The following is an 18686-nucleotide window of genomic DNA, read 5'->3' on the forward strand; positions in this document are numbered from 1 at the left end:
GCGCTGCTTTCCGGGCAGGGTGCCGCAAACATTACCCGTTCAGAGCCCGCCATGCCCCGCCCCCCGAAACAGGCCTCCTTTGCCCTTGCGGCCTGCGCGATCCTGTCGGCGATCATGCTCTATGATGTGATGGGCGCGATTGTGAAGCATCTGAGCCAGACCTATCCGGCGCCGCAGCTGACCCTGCTAAGGAATATCTTTGGCATGGTGCCAGCGATTCTGATCCTGATGTTGTCCACAACGTGGAAGGCCGCGGGTCGACCGGTGGTGATCCGGCAATGGCGGCTGGGGCTGATCCGGGGCCTGTTTGGGGCGATTGCGCAGCTGTCCTTCTACATCTCCCTCATCCATCTGGAATTTGCGACGGCGACGACGATGCTGTTTGTCGGGCCGATGTTTTCCACCGCCTTGTCTATCCCGCTTTTGGGGCATCGGGTCGGCGGGTTACGCTGGCTGGCGGTCATGATCGGGTTTGCAGGCGTGGTCATGGTGATGCAGCCCGGATCGGACAGTTTCACCTGGTATGCGGTTCTGCCCCTGATCGCCGCACTGGGCTATTCCAGCGCCAATGTCACCTCGCAGTTTTTTGATGCCGATGTGCCGACGCCGCTTTTGAACCTGTACTATAACGTCGGCTCTATCGCCGCCACCTTGCTGCTGGTTGCCTATACCCGCGAACTGGTGCCAATTGTGGGGCTGGTCGATTGGTTGTGGTTGCTGGCTATGGGATGTGCCGGGGGATTGGCCGCCTACTTGCTGATCACTGCATACCGATACGCGGATCCCAGCAGCCTGTCCCCGTTTGAGTTTTTCGCCATCCCGTTTTCCTTTACGCTCGGCTGGGTGTTTTTTGCCGAAGCCCCCTTTGGGCGGCTCTTCCCCGGTGTGGTGCTGATTGTGGGGGGTGGCTTGTTCATCGTCTGGCGCGAACATCGCAGCAAGAAAGAGCGCCCCATATCGGCCGCCTAACCTGAATGCCGTTTGAATTTCAGAGCTGTGCGCCTATATGCCCTAGGGGACAGACAGAAGGACGCGCATGCCCGCCACCAAGATTGCCACTTGCTGTTATTGCGGCACGCGCGCCGCGCTGGTTCTGCGCGGCAAGGTCCAGCATGAGCTAAGTTGCGGCTCTTGCGGCGCGCCGCTGCATGATCTGAAGATTATGCCTGTGTCAGACCATGCCAAAAGGCCGTCGCGGGTGGCGCCCAGCCGGTTCAGGACCGAAAAACCGGTCAAGCCGCGCTATGACCCCCGGCACGACGATCGCAAAAAGCGAAAAAAACGCAAAGACTGGCTGTCTGATTTCGTCGAAGAGGCCTGGGACGTGGTCGAGGATATTTTCGACTGAAACGGGGCGTCAATCGGCCGAGAGTTGTGGTAATGCGGTTGCCCTTTACCGCTGGCAAGCTTAGGTAAAGACAGAGCAGTCTCTGGGGTATGAATGACACCACCAAAGCCAGTCGTCCTGTGCATCCTTGACGGGTGGGGTATGCGCGAGGAACGAACAGCCAACGCACCTGCCTTGGCCCATACGCCGACCTTTGACCGGCTGATGGCCACCTGCCCCAATGCAACGTTGATCACGCATGGCCCCGATGTCGGCCTGCCGCGTGGCCAGATGGGCAATTCCGAGGTCGGCCATACCAATATTGGCGCCGGTCGTGTTGTGGCGATGGATCTGGGCCAGATTGATCTGGCGATCGAGGATGGGTCGTTTTGCAACAATGACACCCTGGCCGCGTTCATCGACAAAACCGGCACCGCCTGTGGCACGGCCCATGTGATCGGGCTGGTGTCAGACGGGGGCGTGCACGGTCATATTCGGCACATGCTTGCAGCGATCAAGGCCATCACCGATCGTGGGGTTAAGGTCGCTATCCACGCCATCACAGACGGGCGCGATGTATCGCCCCGATCTGCCCTGAAATATATCCGCAGGCTGGAAGAAAAGCTGCCCGACACCGCCCGGATCGTCACCGTATCGGGGCGCTACTTTGCGCTCGACCGAGACAATCGCTGGGACCGCGTGCAAGAGGCGTATGAGGCGATTGCCCAAGCCAAAGGCCGCCGTGTCTTTACCGCGGTCGGCGCGGTATCAACCGCCTATCAGCATGGCGAAAGTGACGAATTTATCTCTCCGTCCGTTTTGCCGGGCTATGCGGGCTTTACCGATGGGGACAGCCTGTTTTGTCTGAATTTCCGCGCCGATCGGGCACGTGAGTTGCTGCAAGCCATCGGTGATCCAGGGTTTGAGGCATTTCCGACCGGCGAGCGGCCGGAACTGACTGCGATGCTGGGCATGGTGGAATATTCAGACGCGCATAATGCCTATATGACAACGGTCTTTCCCAAGCGAAAAATCGTGAACACACTGGGCGAATGGGTCGCCAAGCATGATCTCCGGCAGTTTCGGCTGGCCGAAACAGAAAAATATCCGCATGTGACCTTTTTCCTGAACGGTGGAAAAGAGGGGCGCGAGGCGGGCGAAGAACGGTTCATGCCCAAGTCACCTAAGGTCGCGACCTATGACATGAAACCGGAAATGTCCTCTGGCGAAGTGACAGAGCAGTTCGTGAGTGCGATCGCAGAGGGATATGATCTGATTGTCGTCAACTATGCCAACCCGGATATGGTCGGCCATACCGGGGACCTGAACGCCGCAATTGCCGCGTGCGAGGCGGTGGATCGGGGGCTGGCGCAGGTGATCCCGGCGCTCAGGCAGGCAGGTGGGGCCATGATTGTGACCGCCGATCACGGCAATTGCGAAACCATGGTCGACCCGGAAACCGGTGGTCCGCATACGGCCCATACGACCAATTTGGTGCCCGTGATCCTGTTTGGCGGACCAGAGGGTGTGCAGCTGCAACCCGGCCGGCTGGCGGATTTGGCGCCGACGGTGCTGGAATTGATGGGCTTGCCAAAACCCGATGACATGACGGGACAGAGCCTGATCAAGCCATGAGGACGCTGGCACATATATTTGTCTGTTTGTGCTTTCTTTCCCCAACCGGCCTGTCTGCCCAATCCGATGCCGCCGCCCAGGCGCAAGCCGCCGCCGCAAAGCTGGAAACCGCGCAGCAAAGCCTGCAAGAGGCAAAGCGCGCCCGGGACCGGGTCGCCGCCCTGACCGAAACCATTCACGCTTATGAGGACGGATTGGTCGCGCTGCGCGAAAGCCTGCGACTGGCGGCCCGCCAGGAGGCCGTTTTGCGCGTGTCGTTTGAGGCGGAGCGGGATCGGCTGGCGGCACTTCTTGCCACTATGCAGGCGATGCAGGCCCAACCCGAAACCATGCTTTTGCATCCCGAGGGGCCACTGGCCACGGCCCAGGCCGGGATGATCATGGCCGAAGTCTGGCCGGCGATGGAAACCCGGGTCAATGCCCTGCGCCGCGATCTGGAAGAGGTCGTCTTGCTGCAAAGCCTGCAGGAAAGCGCCGCGGTGTCGTTGGAACAGGGGCTGGCGCAAGTGCAACAGGCGCGGCTGAACCTGGGGCAGGCCATCGCCGAACGCACCGATTTACCGCGCAGGTTCCACGATGATCCAGAGGCCATGCAGGCGCTGATCAATGGCAGCGAGACCTTGCAGGCCTTTGCCAGCGGGTTGGCGAGCCTGCCGGAAACTGACGCTGTCGCACCTGTTGATGCTGTGCCCAATATGCCCAAGGATCTGGATCTGCCTGTTAACGGGACGATTTTGCGGCGTTACAATGAACCGGATGCAGCGAATATCGTCCATCCGGGCTGGGTCATTGCCACTCAGCCGCAGGCGCTGGTCTCTGCCCCCTGGCCCGCTACGATCCGCTATCGCGGGCCGCTCTTGAGCTATGGAAATGTCATCATATTGGAACCCCAACAGGACCTGTTGATGGTTTTTGCCGGGCTTGGCGCGGTTTATGGTGAGGTGGGCGAAATTGTTGCCAAAGGCGCACCATTGGGCCTGATGCCCTATAATCAATTCACAAATGACGCGGAATTGAGCGGCGCAATCGTTATTGATGCTGGCGCTGCCCGCACAGAAACGCTTTATATGGAAATAAGAAAGGACCAGCAGCCGCTTGACCCGGCGTTTTGGTTCGCGGGTGAAAAGGATTAGACCGAGATGAAGAAGTTTGTGCTGGCCGCTGCATGCGGGACGATTGCCGGGATCGTGGCAACAACACAGATTGCCGGGCCGTTGTTGGCGCAGGAATCAGCGCGCAATTCCAATGTCTATGAACAGCTGGATTTGTTTGGCGACATCTTTGAACGCATCCGCGCTCAATATGTATCCGAAGTGGATGAGGGCGACCTGATTGAGGCCGCCATTGATGGGATGCTCAGCTCTCTTGACCCACATTCCAGCTATCTCGCGCCAGAGGATTTCGCCGATATGCGCGTTCAGACCCGGGGTGAATTTGGCGGGCTGGGCATTGAAGTCACGCAAGAAGAGGGCTTCGTCAAGGTTGTCTCGCCCATGGATGGCACCCCGGCAGAGGCTGCTGGGATTGAAGCCGGCGATTTCATCACCCATGTGGATGGTGAAAGCGTTCTGGGCATGACCCTGGATGATGCGGTCGATCTGATGCGCGGTCCGGTCGGGTCCGAGATCGTGATCACCGTGGTGCGCGAGGGCGAGGAACAGCCCTTTGACGTGACCATCATCCGCGATACGATCACGCTGACCGCGGTGCGGTCGCGCACCGAAGGCAACACCGTTGTTCTGCGCATCACCACCTTCAGCGATCAGACCTTTAGCAGCCTGAAAGAGGGGCTGGAGGAATCGGTTGCCGAACTGGGCGGCATGGACAATGTGAACGGCTTTGTCATCGACCTGCGCAACAACCCGGGCGGGTTGTTGACCCAGGCGGTGATGGTGTCAGACGCCTTCCTAAATGAGGGCGAGATCGTATCGACCCGGGGTCGCGACCCCGAAGATGGCGAACGTTTCAACGCCACAGATGGCGATCTGACCGAGGGCAAGCCAATTGTCGTGCTGATCAATGGCGGTTCGGCCTCTGCCTCTGAAATCGTATCGGGCGCGCTGCAGGATCACCGCCGGGCAGTTGTCGTGGGCACCAAGAGCTTTGGCAAAGGGTCGGTTCAGACCATCCTGCCCCTGCGCGGTGACGGGGCCATGCGCCTGACCACGGCGCGGTACTACACGCCATCGGGCCGGTCGATTCAGGCGCTGGGCGTGTCCCCGGACATCGTCGTTGAACAACCCCGTCGCGACCCGGATGCGGCAGAGGATGAAACCCCGCGCAACACATTTTCCGAGGCGGACCTGCGCGGCAGCCTGGACAATGACTCGATCACCGAGGATGAGCGCCGGATGCTGGAAGAGGAACGCGCCAAGGCCGAAGCCGCCGCAGAGCTGCGCGAAGAGGATTACCAGCTGGCCTATGCCGTCGATCTGTTGAAGGGGCTTTCGGCCCTGGATACCCCACAGTAGCAAGGTTGGGCCGGGATCGCCCCGGCCCCATCAACCAGATGACCCCCGAAGACATCAACGCCCTGCCTTATCGCCCCTGTGTCGGGGTCATGCTGGTCAATCATGACGGGCAGATCTTTGCCGGGCAGCGTATCGACAGCGAGGTCCCGGCCTGGCAGATGCCACAGGGCGGGATTGATCCCGGCGAAGACCCCCAAACCGCCGCCCTGCGCGAATTGGTCGAAGAAACCGGCGTCACGACTGACCTTGTGACAGTAGAGGCGCAGACCCAGGATTGGCTGACCTATGACCTGCCGCATCATATCGTGCCAAAGATCTGGAAAGGCCGTTATCGGGGCCAAAAACAGCTCTGGTTCCTTTTGCGTTTTCATGGGCGCGACGATCAGATCAACATCATCACCGCGCATCCAGAGTTTTCAGAATGGCGCTGGATTGGGGCAGAGGCGTTGCTGGACAATATCGTCGCCTTCAAACGCGATCTTTACGCGCGGGTCATCGAGTCGTTTCGGACGCATCTAGCGCGCTAGATCGGCGCCGATCTGTCAATGAAACCTGATAATCTACAAAGATTGTTTCTGCCACTGCCCCCGAAACAACCACCCCTAAATTTTCCACCCGGTGGGTGCTAAATATTAACTATTTGTTTTTACGATGATTTTATACTCTAAACCTTGGAAATCTCGCAAACCTGTCGAAATAGACAGGTTGTTGCATGACACATGGTCGTGGATTTTTCTGTTGTGACCTTAGGGGAACGAGTTTGAGAGTAACGAGTGTCGCGTGAATTGCATCACGCAGGTCTGTGTCCGGGGACTTTTAACGCCAGACACGTAAATTGGCCCTCAGAACATATGCTCATGACCCGTTCGGCAGCGTATAAATCTGCCAGCGTATCCTCAGGTTACATCCGGGTGGGGACCTGTGATGTAGTATGAGTGAGTGATTAAAAATGACCTATGTTGATCGTGCAATTTCTGCCGACGCCGCCCTAAAGACGCTCGGCCTGGCCTCAATGCCAACCCAGGACCAGCTGCGCTCTGTGCGCCGGAAACTGATTTTTGATAACCACCCTGACAAATGCGACACGGCAACCGTTGATCTGACAGAGATTGATCAGGCCTATAACATCCTGCTGTGCATGTGCCAAAACACCGCCGATCCAGAACCTGCCAGCGCTGACAATCTGCCCCGCCGCCCGAAAATCCGGGAACGCGTAGAGATGATCGCAGATGAGACGCGGCAGAAATGCGGGAACTTGCTGGAAGGTCTGCATTCCACTTGCAGCGCTGGCAAACGCCAATGGTCCTCTTTCCAAGATATGCTGACCATCCGCGACCATGTTCCGGGTCAGGTCAAACGCTGCGGCCGCGATGTATCCTATCTGATCTCTTCCCCGTTGAAAGAGGGCATGAACCACATCGCCCTGCCCACCGGCGATCTGGTCGACAAGCGCAAGCAGAAGATCGAAATCGTCAAGCTGAAGTCAAAACGCCAGGGTGAGGGCACCTATGACGTACCGGCAGCGCAACTGGCGACCCGGTTCCCCGGTGCCCGCAGTGTTCAGTTGCTGTTTCAGGCGATCTGAGATCAACGCAATCGGCGCAGCACATCCAGTGACGGAAACCCGTCTGGCGTCAGCCCGACAGAGGACTGATAGTTGCGGATCGCGGCAATGGTATTGGGCCCGATAATCCCATCCACCCCATCGGTGTTGAACCCGGCCCGGGTCAAACGGCGCTGAAGCTCTTTCTTCTGGCGCAGGCTCAGGGGTTCATAGCCCCGCGGCCAACTGGCCTGAATTTCCGGCCCACCGGCGATCCGATCCGCCAGATGCCCAACCCCAATCACATAAGCATCTGCCGCGTTGTAGCGTTCGATGACATGGAAGTTATTGAAAATCATGAAGGCCGCGCCATTTGCTCCAGCAGGCAGCAGGATCGAGGCCCGCCCATGATCAGGCACCGGATAGCCGGTGACATCACGCACGCCCAGCCGGGTCCATTCGCCGACGGATTTTTTCACCCGCTCGCCTGAAATTGCATAGTTGAAGCCCTGCGGCAGGCGCACCTCCACCCCCCAGGGCTGGCCCTTGGTCCAGCCGAAACGCGCCAGATAGGCAGCGGTAGAGGCCAGCGCATCCGCCGGATTATCCGACCAGATGTCGCGTTTGCCATCGCCGGTGAAATCCTGCGCATAGGCCAGATAACTGGTCGGGATGAATTGTGTGTGACCCATGGCCCCGGCCCACGATCCGGTCATCTGGCGGGGGGCGACGTCACCTGATTGAATGATCTGCAGGGCGGCAACCAGTTGCTGTTCAAAAAACCTGCCCCGGCGACCATCATAGGCCAGTGTTGCCAACGCCTCGATAATCGGGGTTTGGCCGCGATGTTCGCCATAGGCGCTTTCCAACCCCCAAACGGCGGTGACAATTTCCTTTTCCACGCCGTAATGTGCCTCTATCCGGTCCAGAAGACGCCGGTGTTCACGCAAAGCCGCCTTGCCATTGCGCACCCGCGTGTCAGAGGCCGCGCTGTCCAGATAGTCCCAGATCTGTTTGGTAAATTCGGATTGGTTTCGATCTCTGGCGATCACGCTGTCACTATAGCTGATCCCGCGGAAAGACCGGTCCAGAACCGCATTGCTGATCCCTGCGGCCCGGGCGCGGGGGCGGAACTGACTGATCCAGCGCTGAAAACCGGCATCCTGGGCAGAGGTGGAAACACGCACGACAGGGGTCCTTTCCGGGCGGGTAAGGGGACGGAGGGAACGGACAACAGGGCCCGGGGCAACCACGGGGATGATCAGTTCTAACTGGATCACAACTGGGCGCGGCGCCGGGCGCGGTGATGTTGATAGGGACCACACCGGCGTTGCCATTGGCAGGCAGGCGCACAATCCCAATAGGAAATGTCTTAATACCACGGCTTTGTACCTGTTTTTGTTTTGCCTCAACCCCAGAATAACGCGAATTGATCAATCCTCAAAGAAGATTGGCATTGATGGGTGTCGGATCGGCAAAAATTGGGGCAGGCGGGCGTTATCCCCGCCGTTTGCGGCCGACTTTGCGTTTGGTCGCGGCTTTCTTGTTGCGCGACCGGCCCTCGGCCCGGCGGCTGGTTTTTCCTGATCTGCGGCTGCCCCGTGGCAGCGCTTTGCCGTTTAATTCCAACAATTCCGCGATCAACCCGCCAGTGACAGGTGCGGCCTCTGCCAGACGGATCGTCACCGGCAGACCCGTGCGAATTTCCACACCGCTGTCGCTGCCCGTCAGGGTCTGTTCCTGCGCGTCATGACGGAAATATTCCGTCCCCAGCGTGCCCAGTGGCACAAGCGCATCCGCACCACTGTCATCCAGCCGGATGAACAGGCCAAATTTGGCAATTCCGGCCACGCGGCCGGTCATCTGATCGCCCACCCGTTCAGACAGGTAAGCAGCCAGGTAACGATCGGTCGTGTCGCGTTCGGCAGCCATTGACCGACGCTCGCTTTCCGATATCCAAACGGTGGTTTCAGGCAGACGATCGATATCATCGGCCACCAGCCCGTCATCGCCCCATCCATGGGCGGCAATCAGCGCCCGGTGCACAATCAGGTCCGCATAGCGCCGGATGGGAGAGGTGAAATGCGCGTAAGTCCGCAGCGCTAGCCCGAAATGTCCATAGTTTTCAGGGGCGTAATAGGCTTGCGTCATTGACCGTAACGTCGACATATTGATCAGCTCTGCAAAATCCGTCCCGGCGGCGGCGGCGAGCAATCGGTTCAGATGGCTGGTTTTCAGGACCTGCCCCTTGGCCAATGTCAGGCCAGAGGCGCCGGCGACCTCGCGCAACGCGTCGAGCTTTTCGGGGCTGGGTTCCTCATGCACACGGAAGAGCAGCGGCTGTTGGCGTTTGGTCAGTTCCTCGCCTGCGGCCACGTTGGCGAGGATCATGAACTCCTCGATCAGTTTATGCGCATCCAGCCGGTCGCGGAAATTGACCGACGACACATTGCCATCGTCATCCAGCATGATCTTGCGTTCGGGCAGGTCCAGATCCAGCGGCTGGCGTTCGTTGCGCGCGATTTTTGTGGCCTCATAGGCGGCATAAAGCGGGCGCAGGACATCGTCCAAGAGCGGCGCGGTTTTATCATTGGGCTGCCCGTCTATCGCGGCCTGCACCTCTTGATAATTCAATGACGCCACGGATTTCATCATGCCACGCACAAATCGATGGCCGATTTTATGGCCCTGCGCGTTCAACACCATGCGCACAGCGATACAGGCGCGCGGCACGCCCTCGTGCAGCGAGCACAGATCACCCGACAGCCGATCCGGCAACATCGGCACCACACGATCCGGGAAATAGGTGGAATTGCCGCGTTTTCGCGCCTCTCGGTCCAATTCCGACCCCGGCGTTACGTAATGGGCGACATCGGCAATCGCGACCCAGACAACATGCCCACCGGGATTGTTCGGGTCGTCATCGGCATGGGCATAACACGCATCGTCATGGTCGCGCGCATCAGCCGGGTCGATGGTGAAGAGGGGCAATTCGCGCAGGTCCTCTCGTTTTCCCAAGGGCGCGGGTTTGGCGCGGTCAGCCTCGGCAATTGCCCCATCGGGGAAGGCATCGGGGATGCCATGCTGGTGAATGGCGATCAGCGATACCGCCTTGGGTTGGCTGGGATCGCCCAGCCGCTGCACGATCCGGGCGGAAGGCAGGCCCATGCGCGATTTCGGCCCGGCGCGTTCGGCCTCTACCAACTCACCATCGCGGGCCTTCAGCGTGGCCCCGGCGGCGACCGTCCATTCGCGGTCCGCTTTCTTATCCACCGGCACAATGCGCCCGCCCTCCGCCCCTTGACGGAAAATCCCCAAAATGCGCTCCGGATTGGTGCCGATCTTGCGGATCAGGCGGCCCTCATAGGCGTAATCTTGATCCGTGACCTCTGTCAGGCGCGCGAGGATACGATCCCCCGCGCCCAGCGCCGGATCACCGGCCTTGGCCATCATCAGAACCCGGGGGCCGTCGCCCTCGCCATGCCATTCCAGCGATTGCGCAAACTGGTCGCCATCCGGGTCCGGCGGCAACACTTGCAAGACAGAGACCGGCGGCAGCTTATCCGGGTCGCGATAGGTCTTCTTGCGCTTTTGCAGGTGGCCTTCGGCCTCCAGCTCTTTCAAGATCCGTTTCAGATCAATCCGCGCGGCGCCCTTGATGCCAAAGGCACGGGCGATATCACGTTTGGCGGTGCGGGCAGGATTGTCGGAAATCCATTGCAGGATTTCATCCTTGGTCGGTATGCGCGTCATATAGGTCGCCTAGCACGGAGCGCTGGGAGGGTCACGGGGAATTCGTGGGGGACTTATGCCAAAGATTAATCCGATGACCAGATTGGCACCGTAGCGGCTTTCCCCCTTGCCCGGAACAAAGGCGCTTCGCGCCGCCGGGCATCGCCCGACCGCCCCTCAGGCGGGCGATACCCGGCAGTGTAAATGACCTTCATCGCGTTGAGGCTGCAACTGGCGCCAAAAGACGGTCGTTGAAACTTATATTCATCTTGTGGCCCCAGGACGATACGACAAAATGAAACATTCGGCGGGGCGATTTGAGGCTTAGGTTGATGCAATCTGCGTCCTCAAAATTCATACCAAACTCAATCTTTTCTATGTCTTGAGGCTCAATATGCAGTCCAAAAGGGAGAACTCTAATCCCTGCATCGTCAATCTGAATTTCTTTAAATTTTGCAGCCATAACAAAGCAAATCCACGCCAAGTAAGGCCCTAATATCAACATAAAATATGTTTTTATTGTTACATAGTTTAAGGCTAGAGGTTCAGTAACCACCTCAGAGACGGCAATAAGAAGCCCCAAAAGCATTAGGATGCCTAACCAAAATGCAAATTTTCTAAACCAAGACCGGTAACGATAAACGCCCGCATAATTCTTCAGAAATAGCCTTACGTTTTCAGTCGTCTGTGGGGCATCGGCCATTGTAGTCTCAAATCACATTAACAATCTCTGCTGCTTTCTTGCATGGGATTGCGGCAACAATTTGGACGTGAGAAAATTTACGACAGATCAACCGCCATATCCCGATGCGGAATGCCCGCATCCATATACTCCGGGCCATAAGCAACAAATCCCAACCCTTCATAAAACGGGATCGCGTGGGTTTGGGAGCCGAGCATCGCGCGGGTGATGTCGGGGCGGTCTCGCAACACATCCAGACAGGCACGGATGATGGCGGCCCCGACGCCTTGGCCGCGGTGGCTGGACAGCACGCAGACCCGGCCGATCTTGCCGACCTCACCCTTCAGCAATATCCGCGCGGTGCCGATGGGGGTATCGCCGTCATGGGCTAGCAGGTGGATCGCCTGATCATCCAGACCATCGCGTTCCTCGGCCTCTGACACGTTTTGCTCTGCGATAAACACGTCGGCACGCAGCCGGTGGCAGGTGGCGATGTCGCGGGTCTCTGCAATCTGCAGGGTCATGCGAAATAGTCAGAGAGGATACGGGTATAGATGGATTTCAGCTGGCGGATTTGCGCGATGTCCACATGTTCATCCACCTGATGCATGGTCTTGCCGACCAGGCCAAATTCGACCACCGGGCAGTGATCCTTGACGAACCGCGCATCCGATGTGCCGCCGGTGGTGGACAGCTCCGGCACCCGGTTGGTTTCGCGCTGCACGGCCTTGGACACCAGATCAGACAGCGCGCCGGGCGGTGTCAGGAAACTTTCGCTAGACGGCTTGTTGGTCAACACAATCTGCACGCCAAACTCTGCCGCGACCTGATCGGCCATAGCCTGCATCCATTGGGTCAGACCATGGGAGGTATGCGCATCGTTAAACCGGATATTGACCGCAGCACGGGTCTGGGCCGGGATGACGTTGCTAACGGCGTTGCCGGTGTCGATCGAGGTGACGGCAAGGGTTGAGGCATCGAAATGTTCCGTACCCTCATCCAGCGTATGAGAGGCCAGTCGATCCATCAGCCGCACCATGGCAGGCAGCGGATTATTCGCCCGGTGCGGATAGGCGGAATGGCCCTGCACACCAATCACGGTGATCTGCGTGGTCATGGACCCACGGCGGCCGATCTTGATCATATCGCCCATATGTTCGGGGCAGGTCGGCTCCCCCACCAGACAGACGCTCATCGCCTCATCGTGGGCCACCATCCAGTCCAGCAGAGCGGTGGTGCCATCGGTGGCGTCGCCCTCTTCGTCCCCGGTGATGGCCAGAATGATCGCCCCGTCCGGCGGCGTTTCGCGCACGAAATCCACAGCCGCTGCCGCAAAGGCCGCAACACCGGATTTCATATCGGTCGATCCACGCCCCCAAAGCTGGCCATCCTTTTCTTCGGCCCCAAAAGGATCAACTGTCCAGGCCGCCAGATCACCCACCGGCACCACATCTGTGTGGCCGTTAAAGCCAAAGGTGCGGGCATCGCCCCGGTCACCCCAACGGGCAAACAGGTTAGACGTACCGTTGCGATCCACACGGATGCAGGTAAACCCCGCCTCTGAAAGCAGGGCCTCCAGCAGCACCAAGGCGCCACCTTCCTGAGGTGTGACAGAGGGGCAGCGGACCAGATCAGCGGTCAACCGGACGGGATCAACAGGCATAGACATTCCTGACAGGATCAGCGACGGCGGTCGCGGCGTGACGACATCGGCTGAAAAGCCACGCCGACATGCGCCTGACAATAGGGTTTACCGGGCTGAACCGACAGGCCGCAGAACCAGAATTCTTCGGTCGCGGGGTCCCCGATCGGCCATTTGCAGGTTTTCTCTGTCAGCTCCATCAGGGTCAGCTTCTTGGCCTTCTTTTCGACCTCGCGGACAGAGGCCAAGGCCTCGGGGCTGATCTCGTTGGCCGACGGTTGCGGTGGCAGGGGTTGGCCTGCAGGCACGATCGGACGACGGGCCGGGACAACCGGTGCCGCCGATGTGGTGGCGGGCTCTGCCGGTTTCGCAGCCGTGGCTGGCTTGGGCTCTGCCGGTTTTGATGGTTTTGCCTTGGCCCCGGCAGGTTTGGACGGCTTGTCCTTGGCTGCTGTTTTCGCGGTGCTGGCCGTAGCCCGGTTTGACAGGCCCAACCGGTGGACCTTGCCGATCACAGCGTTGCGGGTCACACCGCCCAGTTCCTTGGCGATTTGGCTGGCAGACTGGCCCTCGGCCCACATTTTCTTCAGCGTTTCGACGCGCTCATCGGTCCACGACATGAAGTGTTCCTTACTTGCAAAGCGGCAATTGGGCGGTCGAGGCCGCTGATCCAACAAAGCCGCAGGGGAAATTCGATCCGCTCTATTCTAATCATAGCGAAACAGGATACAAGCACCCCCGAACATTGCAGGCAAAAAAGACTCATGAACACTGATCCCGCCTCCCGCCCACTCTCGGAACGCCATGCCAATTTATTGGGGTTCTACACACTGGCCCAGCGCGAGGTCCGGCGCTTTCTGGCGGTCTGGACCCAGACGCTGCTGGCGCCTTTAGTCACGGCAGGGCTGTTTCTGTCAATCTTTACGCTGGCCATCGGACGGCAGCGCCCGGATGTGATGGGGGTGCCGTTTGTCGAGTTTCTGCTGCCCGGCATCCTGATGATGACGGTCATTCAGAATGCCTTTGCCAACACGTCCTCGTCTATCGTGATCGCCAAGGTTCAGGGCAATATCGTTGATACATTGATGCCGCCCTTGTCGGCAGGTGAGTTGGTATTGGGATATGTCGCGGGCGGGGTGCTGCGCGGGTTGCTGGTGGCGATTGTGATCAGCACGGTTGCGATGCTCCTGGGCATCCGTCTGGCGCATCCAATCTGGGCGCTGGTCTTTGTGCTGTTGGGGGCGATATTTCTGGGGGGATTGGGCATTCTTGCCGGCATCTATGCCAACAAGTTTGACCAGATGGCCGCGATCACCAATTTCATCGTCACGCCCCTGTCTTTTCTGTCGGGCACGTTTTATTCCATCGAAACCCTGCCCCCGGTGATGGAAGGCTTAAGCCGCCTGAACCCGATATTTTACCTGATCGACGGGGCGCGATACGGATTTATCGGGGCCTCTGATTCGCCCCCCGTTTTGGGATTGATCGTAGGTATGGGGTCGGTCAGCGCGGTTCTGGGACTTGCCTGGGCCATGTTCCGGCGCGGCTACCGGTTAAAGGCCTGAGGGTTTCACCCGCCCCTCGCGCCAGACCAACAGCGCCGCCCCAGCCACAATCGCGGCAGATCCCAGCAGGCTGACCCAATCCGGAATGGTGTCGAAAATCGCCAGATCCAGCAGCATGACATTGACCAGTGTCAGATAGGTAAAAGGCGTCACGAAACTGGCCTCTGCCAGGCGCATCGAATTGATGAAACATGTCTGCGCGCCCGTCATTAGCACCCCGACCCCGGCCAGACCCAACCACTGAACAGGTGTTGGCGGCACCCAGACAAATGCCACGGCAACGGTCGCAATGATGATCCCCAGCAGATTATTGACCCAGAGGATTTGCAAAGGCCGCTCGCGCCCGGCCAGACGCTTGATCACGATAATCTCTGACCCCAGCATCAGCGCAGCCCCCAGCGCCAGCAAGGCGGCAGGTTGAAAGCTGTCCGGCCCCGGGCGCAACAGGATGACCGCCCCGATCAGGGCAATCGCTGCCGCCGCCCAACGCACCGGGCCAACTCGTTCGCCCAACAGCGGAATGGCCAGCATCATCGCAAAGACCGGATTCAGGAAACTGATCGCCGTGGCATCGGACAGCGGAATAAACGCAATCGCTGCAAACATCAGCGTCACGCCCGCCCAACCCAATGTCGTGCGCACCACATGCAGCCCGAAATGGGGTCGCACAAACCGAGGCCGCATCACCGCCACGGCGGTGCTGATGACAATGAAGGCAAACAAAAACCGCCCATGGCTGACCTGAAGCGGATGCAGCGGCGGCCCAAAGGCCCCCTGCCCCAGCGCCTTGACCAGCAGGTTCACAGAGGCAATGAACACCGTCGCCAGCAACATATAGCCCATGGCCAGCGGCCGGTTGGTGTACGGGTTTTGATCCATGCGACAGCGGTAGATGGAATTTGGGCGGGGCGAAAGCCGAAAGACGCAAATACAGAGCGCGGCGCGACCACTAGGAACGAAATGCCTCGCTTCACTCTGTTCAAAACACTCCTGCCGGAGGCCTATAACCCCCGCCGCCGCCCTGTGGATAACCCCACCGTCGCAATACCGTGGAAATACCGCGCAATACCGACATTGATTTTCGGGGGTTCTCGGGGCATGGGTTGCACCCGCCCGGCGCTGTCAACTTTATCTGGACAGCACGGCGATTTCGCACTACATGGCCGCCATGAACATGATTTTGCATATCCCTGCCAGCCGACGCCGACGCATCCACGCCTGACGTCCTGCCTCCTGTTCACCCTGCGCCAAATGGCGCATATCCACCTTAAATTATTGACTTGTCCCCGGGTGTAAGGCACCCATTGGCTTCTTGTAGAAGGATACCACCATGATCCCGTCCGTCCTGCCGACCTATGCACGTGCTCCGCTGACCTTTGTCAAAGGCGAAGGCAGCTGGTTGATCGAGGCTGACGGCCGACGCTTTCTGGATCTGGGCGCCGGGATTGCGGTGAATTCCTTGGGTCATGCGCACCCGACGCTGGTTAACGCATTGACGGAACAGGCAAATTCCCTGTGGCATACCTCTAACCTTTATAACATTCCGGCCCAACAGGCGCTGGCAGATAAGCTCGTGGATGCGACTTTCGCCGACACCGCGTTTTTCACCAATTCGGGCACGGAATCATGCGAACTGGCCGTTAAAATGGCCCGCAAATACTGGCATGACAAAGGCCAACCGGAACGGGTTCAGATCATCGCGTTTGAGGGATCGTTCCATGGCCGTTCTTCCGCCGGAATTGCCGCCGCGGGGTCTGAGAAAATGACCAAAGGTTTCGGCCCGCTTTTGCCCGGTTTCATCCAACTGCCCTTTGGCGATCACGAGGCGGTGGAGGCTGCGGTCGATGATCAAACCGCCGCGATTATTGTGGAACCCGTGCAGGGCGAAGGCGGCATTCGCCCGCTGTCAGATGCCTGCCTGAAAGGGCTGCGTGATTTGTGTGATCGGACCGGGGCATTGTTGATCTTTGACGAGGTCCAATGCGGCGTGGGCCGGACCGGCAAGCTTTTCGCCCATGAATGGGCGGGCGTTGAGCCCGACATCATGATGGTCGCCAAAGGTATTGGCGGTGGCTTCCCGCTGGGCTCTGTTCTGGCGACAGAAGACGCCGCCTCCGGCATGGTTGCGGGCACACATGGGTCCACCTATGGCGGCAATCCACTGGCCTGCGCCGTGGGTTGCGCGGTCATGGATGTGGTCGCTGACGATGCGTTTCTGGCAGAGGTCAACCGCAAGGCAGGCCTATTGCGCCAAAAGCTTGAGGGGCTGATTGCCTCGCACCCAGACGTGTTCGAGAGCGTTCGCGGATCGGGTCTGATGCTGGGGCTGAAATGCAAGGCAACCAACACCGATCTGGTCAAGGCAGGTTATGACGCCCAAGTCCTGACTGTACCAGCCGCTGATAATGTCGTCCGCCTGCTGCCCGCCCTGAACATCGGTGATGATGATATTGCCCAGGCCGTCACCCGGCTTGATCAGGCGGCAAGCGCGGTTTCAAAAGGATTGACCCAATGAAGCACTTTCTGGACATCCACAAAACTGATCAATCTGAACTGCGTGGCATCATCGACAATGCGATTTCCGTAAAATCAGCACGCGCCGGTCAGCCTAAGGGCGCGCTGGATGATGATCAGCCGCTAAAGGATCACATGGTCGCGCTGATTTTTGAAAAACCATCCACCCGGACACGGGTCAGCTTTGACGTTGGTGTGCGTCAGATGGGCGGGCAGACCATGGTGCTGTCGGGCAAGGAAATGCAGCTGGGCCATGGCGAAACCATCGCCGATACCGCGCGGGTGCTCAGCCGCTATGTTGATCTGATCATGATCCGCACGTTCGAGGAACAAACCCTGCTGGAACTGGCCGAATACTCGGATGTGCCGGTGATCAACGGGCTGACCGACCGCACCCATCCCTGCCAGATCATGGCTGATGTCATGACCTATGAGGAACAGCGCGGCCCGATTGCCGGGAAAAAGGTTGTCTGGTCCGGCGATGGCAACAATGTCTGCGCATCATGGATACATGCCGCCGGGCAGTTTGGCTTCAACCTGACCTTTACTGGGCCAGAAACGCTCGATCCCGAACCGGGATTTGTCGATCTTGCACGGTCAAAAGGGGTCGAGATCACCATCGAACGCGATCCCGAGGCCGCCGCCACCGGCGCCGACCTGATCGTTACCGATACCTGGGTTAGCATGCATGATCCGCAATCGGCCCGCGAACGGCGCCACAACCAGTTGCGCCCCTATCAGGTCAATGAACATCTGATGAGCTTTGCCAATACGGATGCGCTCTTCATGCACTGCCTGCCCGCCCATCGCGATGATGAGGCGACATCCGCGGTCATGGACGGCCCGCATTCCGTGATTTTCGACGAGGCCGAAAACCGCCTGCACGCACAAAAAGCCATCATGCGCTGGTGTTTGAAAAAGTAAGCAAGACCAACGGGAAATCAACGAATTTCCCGTTGCAACCCCTGCCTGTCCCCAATATACACGCCGGCGGAGATGTGGCCGAGTGGTCGAAGGCGCTCCCCTGCTAAGGGAGTAGGCGAGGAATCGTCTCGAGGGTTCGAATCCCTTCGTCTCCGCCATAGACCTATTTGGTTCGATTTTTCTCACTATCATTAAGCTGCTAATAATCCATACTTATATGGGTATTTCTGCATTCTGTTATTTCATTGGATTTTACTCGATTGTGCCCGTATACTTTCATTGAGTGGTATTAATTGTGGTATAATTGATGGCTGCGCTGGGCGGAAAGCTGACAAAGAAACTGGTGGAGAATCTAGGGCCGGGTCGTCATGGGGATGGGTCGGGTCTTTATTTGGTTGTGGATCCCTCAGGCGCACGGCGCTGGATTGTCAGGGTAACCGTCAAAGGACAAAAGAATCGCAAGGGCGCACCGCTGCGCACAGACTTCGGTTTGGGCGGCGCGGATGTGGTGACATTGAATCAGGCGCGGGAACGGGCGCTGGAATATCGGCGTATGGCCAAGTCTGGCCTGAACCCCCGATTTAATGCCGCTCAGGAAGTGCCCAATTTCGAAGAACTGAGCCGTCAGGTTCATATAGATCGCCTTCCCAC

Annotated in this window: 18 protein-coding genes and 1 tRNA gene; 12 read left to right on the forward strand and 7 right to left on the reverse strand. The window is 58.8% G+C overall.

The window, feature by feature from the left end:
* Positions 1-51 precede the first annotated feature (51 nt).
* The 7 genes from AC2D8P_RS12415 (at position 52) to AC2D8P_RS12445 (ending at position 7018) form a co-directional block, all read left to right on the forward strand.
* Positions 52-969, forward strand: coding sequence for a DMT family transporter (locus AC2D8P_RS12415; protein WP_484703078.1), 918 nt, complete (start codon positions 52-54; stop codon positions 967-969).
* 67 nt (positions 970-1036) lie between these two features.
* Positions 1037-1348 (forward strand): hypothetical protein, encoded by a 312-nt coding sequence (locus AC2D8P_RS12420; RefSeq protein ID WP_484703080.1) that lies wholly within the window; start codon positions 1037-1039, stop codon positions 1346-1348.
* Positions 1349-1441: 93 nt separating this feature from the next.
* The gene (gpmI, locus tag AC2D8P_RS12425) at positions 1442-2962 is read left to right on the forward strand and encodes a 2,3-bisphosphoglycerate-independent phosphoglycerate mutase (RefSeq protein ID WP_484703082.1); all 1521 of its coding nucleotides are present in this window, start codon (positions 1442-1444) and stop codon (positions 2960-2962) included.
* Complete coding sequence (locus tag AC2D8P_RS12430) at positions 2959-4095, forward strand: murein hydrolase activator EnvC family protein (RefSeq protein WP_484703083.1); 1137 nt, start codon at positions 2959-2961, stop codon at positions 4093-4095. The genes gpmI and AC2D8P_RS12430 overlap by 4 nt, the downstream gene beginning before the upstream one ends.
* Before the next feature lie 6 nt (positions 4096-4101).
* On the forward strand, positions 4102-5433 hold the full coding sequence (locus tag AC2D8P_RS12435; RefSeq protein WP_484703085.1) for a S41 family peptidase: 1332 nt from the start codon (positions 4102-4104) through the stop codon (positions 5431-5433).
* A gap of 38 nt (positions 5434-5471) precedes the next feature.
* Positions 5472-5960: an RNA pyrophosphohydrolase gene (locus AC2D8P_RS12440; RefSeq protein ID WP_484703086.1), complete on the forward strand. Its 489-nt coding sequence runs from the start codon at positions 5472-5474 to the stop codon at positions 5958-5960.
* 422 nt (positions 5961-6382) lie between these two features.
* The gene (locus AC2D8P_RS12445) at positions 6383-7018 is read left to right on the forward strand and encodes a J domain-containing protein (protein ID WP_484703088.1); all 636 of its coding nucleotides are present in this window, start codon (positions 6383-6385) and stop codon (positions 7016-7018) included.
* 2 nt (positions 7019-7020) lie between these two features.
* Here the strand turns inward: AC2D8P_RS12445 and AC2D8P_RS12450 are convergent, their stop codons facing one another.
* The 6 genes from AC2D8P_RS12450 to AC2D8P_RS12475 form a co-directional block, all read right to left on the reverse strand.
* Positions 7021-8313: a lytic murein transglycosylase gene (locus tag AC2D8P_RS12450; protein ID WP_484703103.1), complete on the reverse strand. Its 1293-nt coding sequence runs from the start codon at positions 8311-8313 to the stop codon at positions 7021-7023.
* A 160-nt stretch (positions 8314-8473) separates the two neighbouring features.
* Positions 8474-10729 (reverse strand): ribonuclease R, encoded by a 2256-nt coding sequence (gene rnr / locus AC2D8P_RS12455; RefSeq protein ID WP_484703090.1) that lies wholly within the window; start codon positions 10727-10729, stop codon positions 8474-8476.
* A gap of 190 nt (positions 10730-10919) precedes the next feature.
* Positions 10920-11411 (reverse strand): hypothetical protein, encoded by a 492-nt coding sequence (locus AC2D8P_RS12460; RefSeq protein WP_484703092.1) that lies wholly within the window; start codon positions 11409-11411, stop codon positions 10920-10922.
* A gap of 77 nt (positions 11412-11488) precedes the next feature.
* The gene (locus AC2D8P_RS12465) at positions 11489-11914 is read right to left on the reverse strand and encodes a GNAT family N-acetyltransferase (RefSeq protein WP_484703094.1); all 426 of its coding nucleotides are present in this window, start codon (positions 11912-11914) and stop codon (positions 11489-11491) included.
* A complete protein-coding gene (gene dapE / locus AC2D8P_RS12470) occupies positions 11911-13053 on the reverse strand; it encodes a succinyl-diaminopimelate desuccinylase (RefSeq protein WP_484703095.1) in 1143 nt (380 codons plus the stop codon). The genes AC2D8P_RS12465 and dapE overlap by 4 nt, the downstream gene beginning before the upstream one ends.
* A gap of 17 nt (positions 13054-13070) precedes the next feature.
* Positions 13071-13652: a GcrA family cell cycle regulator gene (locus AC2D8P_RS12475; RefSeq protein WP_484703096.1), complete on the reverse strand. Its 582-nt coding sequence runs from the start codon at positions 13650-13652 to the stop codon at positions 13071-13073.
* Positions 13653-13796: 144 nt separating this feature from the next.
* On the opposite strand from AC2D8P_RS12475, the gene AC2D8P_RS12480 reads away from it, so the two are divergent.
* Complete coding sequence (locus AC2D8P_RS12480) at positions 13797-14597, forward strand: ABC transporter permease (RefSeq protein WP_484703098.1); 801 nt, start codon at positions 13797-13799, stop codon at positions 14595-14597.
* Here AC2D8P_RS12480 and AC2D8P_RS12485 read toward each other — a convergent pair.
* On the reverse strand, positions 14586-15476 hold the full coding sequence (locus AC2D8P_RS12485) for a DMT family transporter (RefSeq protein ID WP_484703099.1): 891 nt from the start codon (positions 15474-15476) through the stop codon (positions 14586-14588). The two genes, AC2D8P_RS12480 and AC2D8P_RS12485, sit on opposite strands and share 12 nt — an antisense overlap.
* A gap of 451 nt (positions 15477-15927) precedes the next feature.
* On the opposite strand from AC2D8P_RS12485, the gene AC2D8P_RS12490 reads away from it, so the two are divergent.
* The 4 genes from AC2D8P_RS12490 to AC2D8P_RS12505 form a co-directional block, all read left to right on the forward strand.
* A complete protein-coding gene (locus AC2D8P_RS12490; RefSeq protein WP_484703100.1) occupies positions 15928-17112 on the forward strand; it encodes an acetylornithine transaminase in 1185 nt (394 codons plus the stop codon).
* Positions 17109-18035, forward strand: a complete 927-nt coding sequence (gene argF, locus AC2D8P_RS12495) for an ornithine carbamoyltransferase (protein ID WP_484703101.1) — start codon at positions 17109-17111, stop codon at positions 18033-18035. The genes AC2D8P_RS12490 and argF overlap by 4 nt, the downstream gene beginning before the upstream one ends.
* A 68-nt stretch (positions 18036-18103) precedes the next feature.
* Positions 18104-18193 (forward strand) — tRNA-Ser (locus AC2D8P_RS12500).
* Positions 18194-18342: 149 nt separating this feature from the next.
* On the forward strand, positions 18343-18686 hold a 344-nt coding region (locus AC2D8P_RS12505; RefSeq protein ID WP_484703102.1), incomplete at its 3' end, for an Arm DNA-binding domain-containing protein.

Source organism: Roseovarius sp. YIN77 (genome assembly GCF_057219155.1).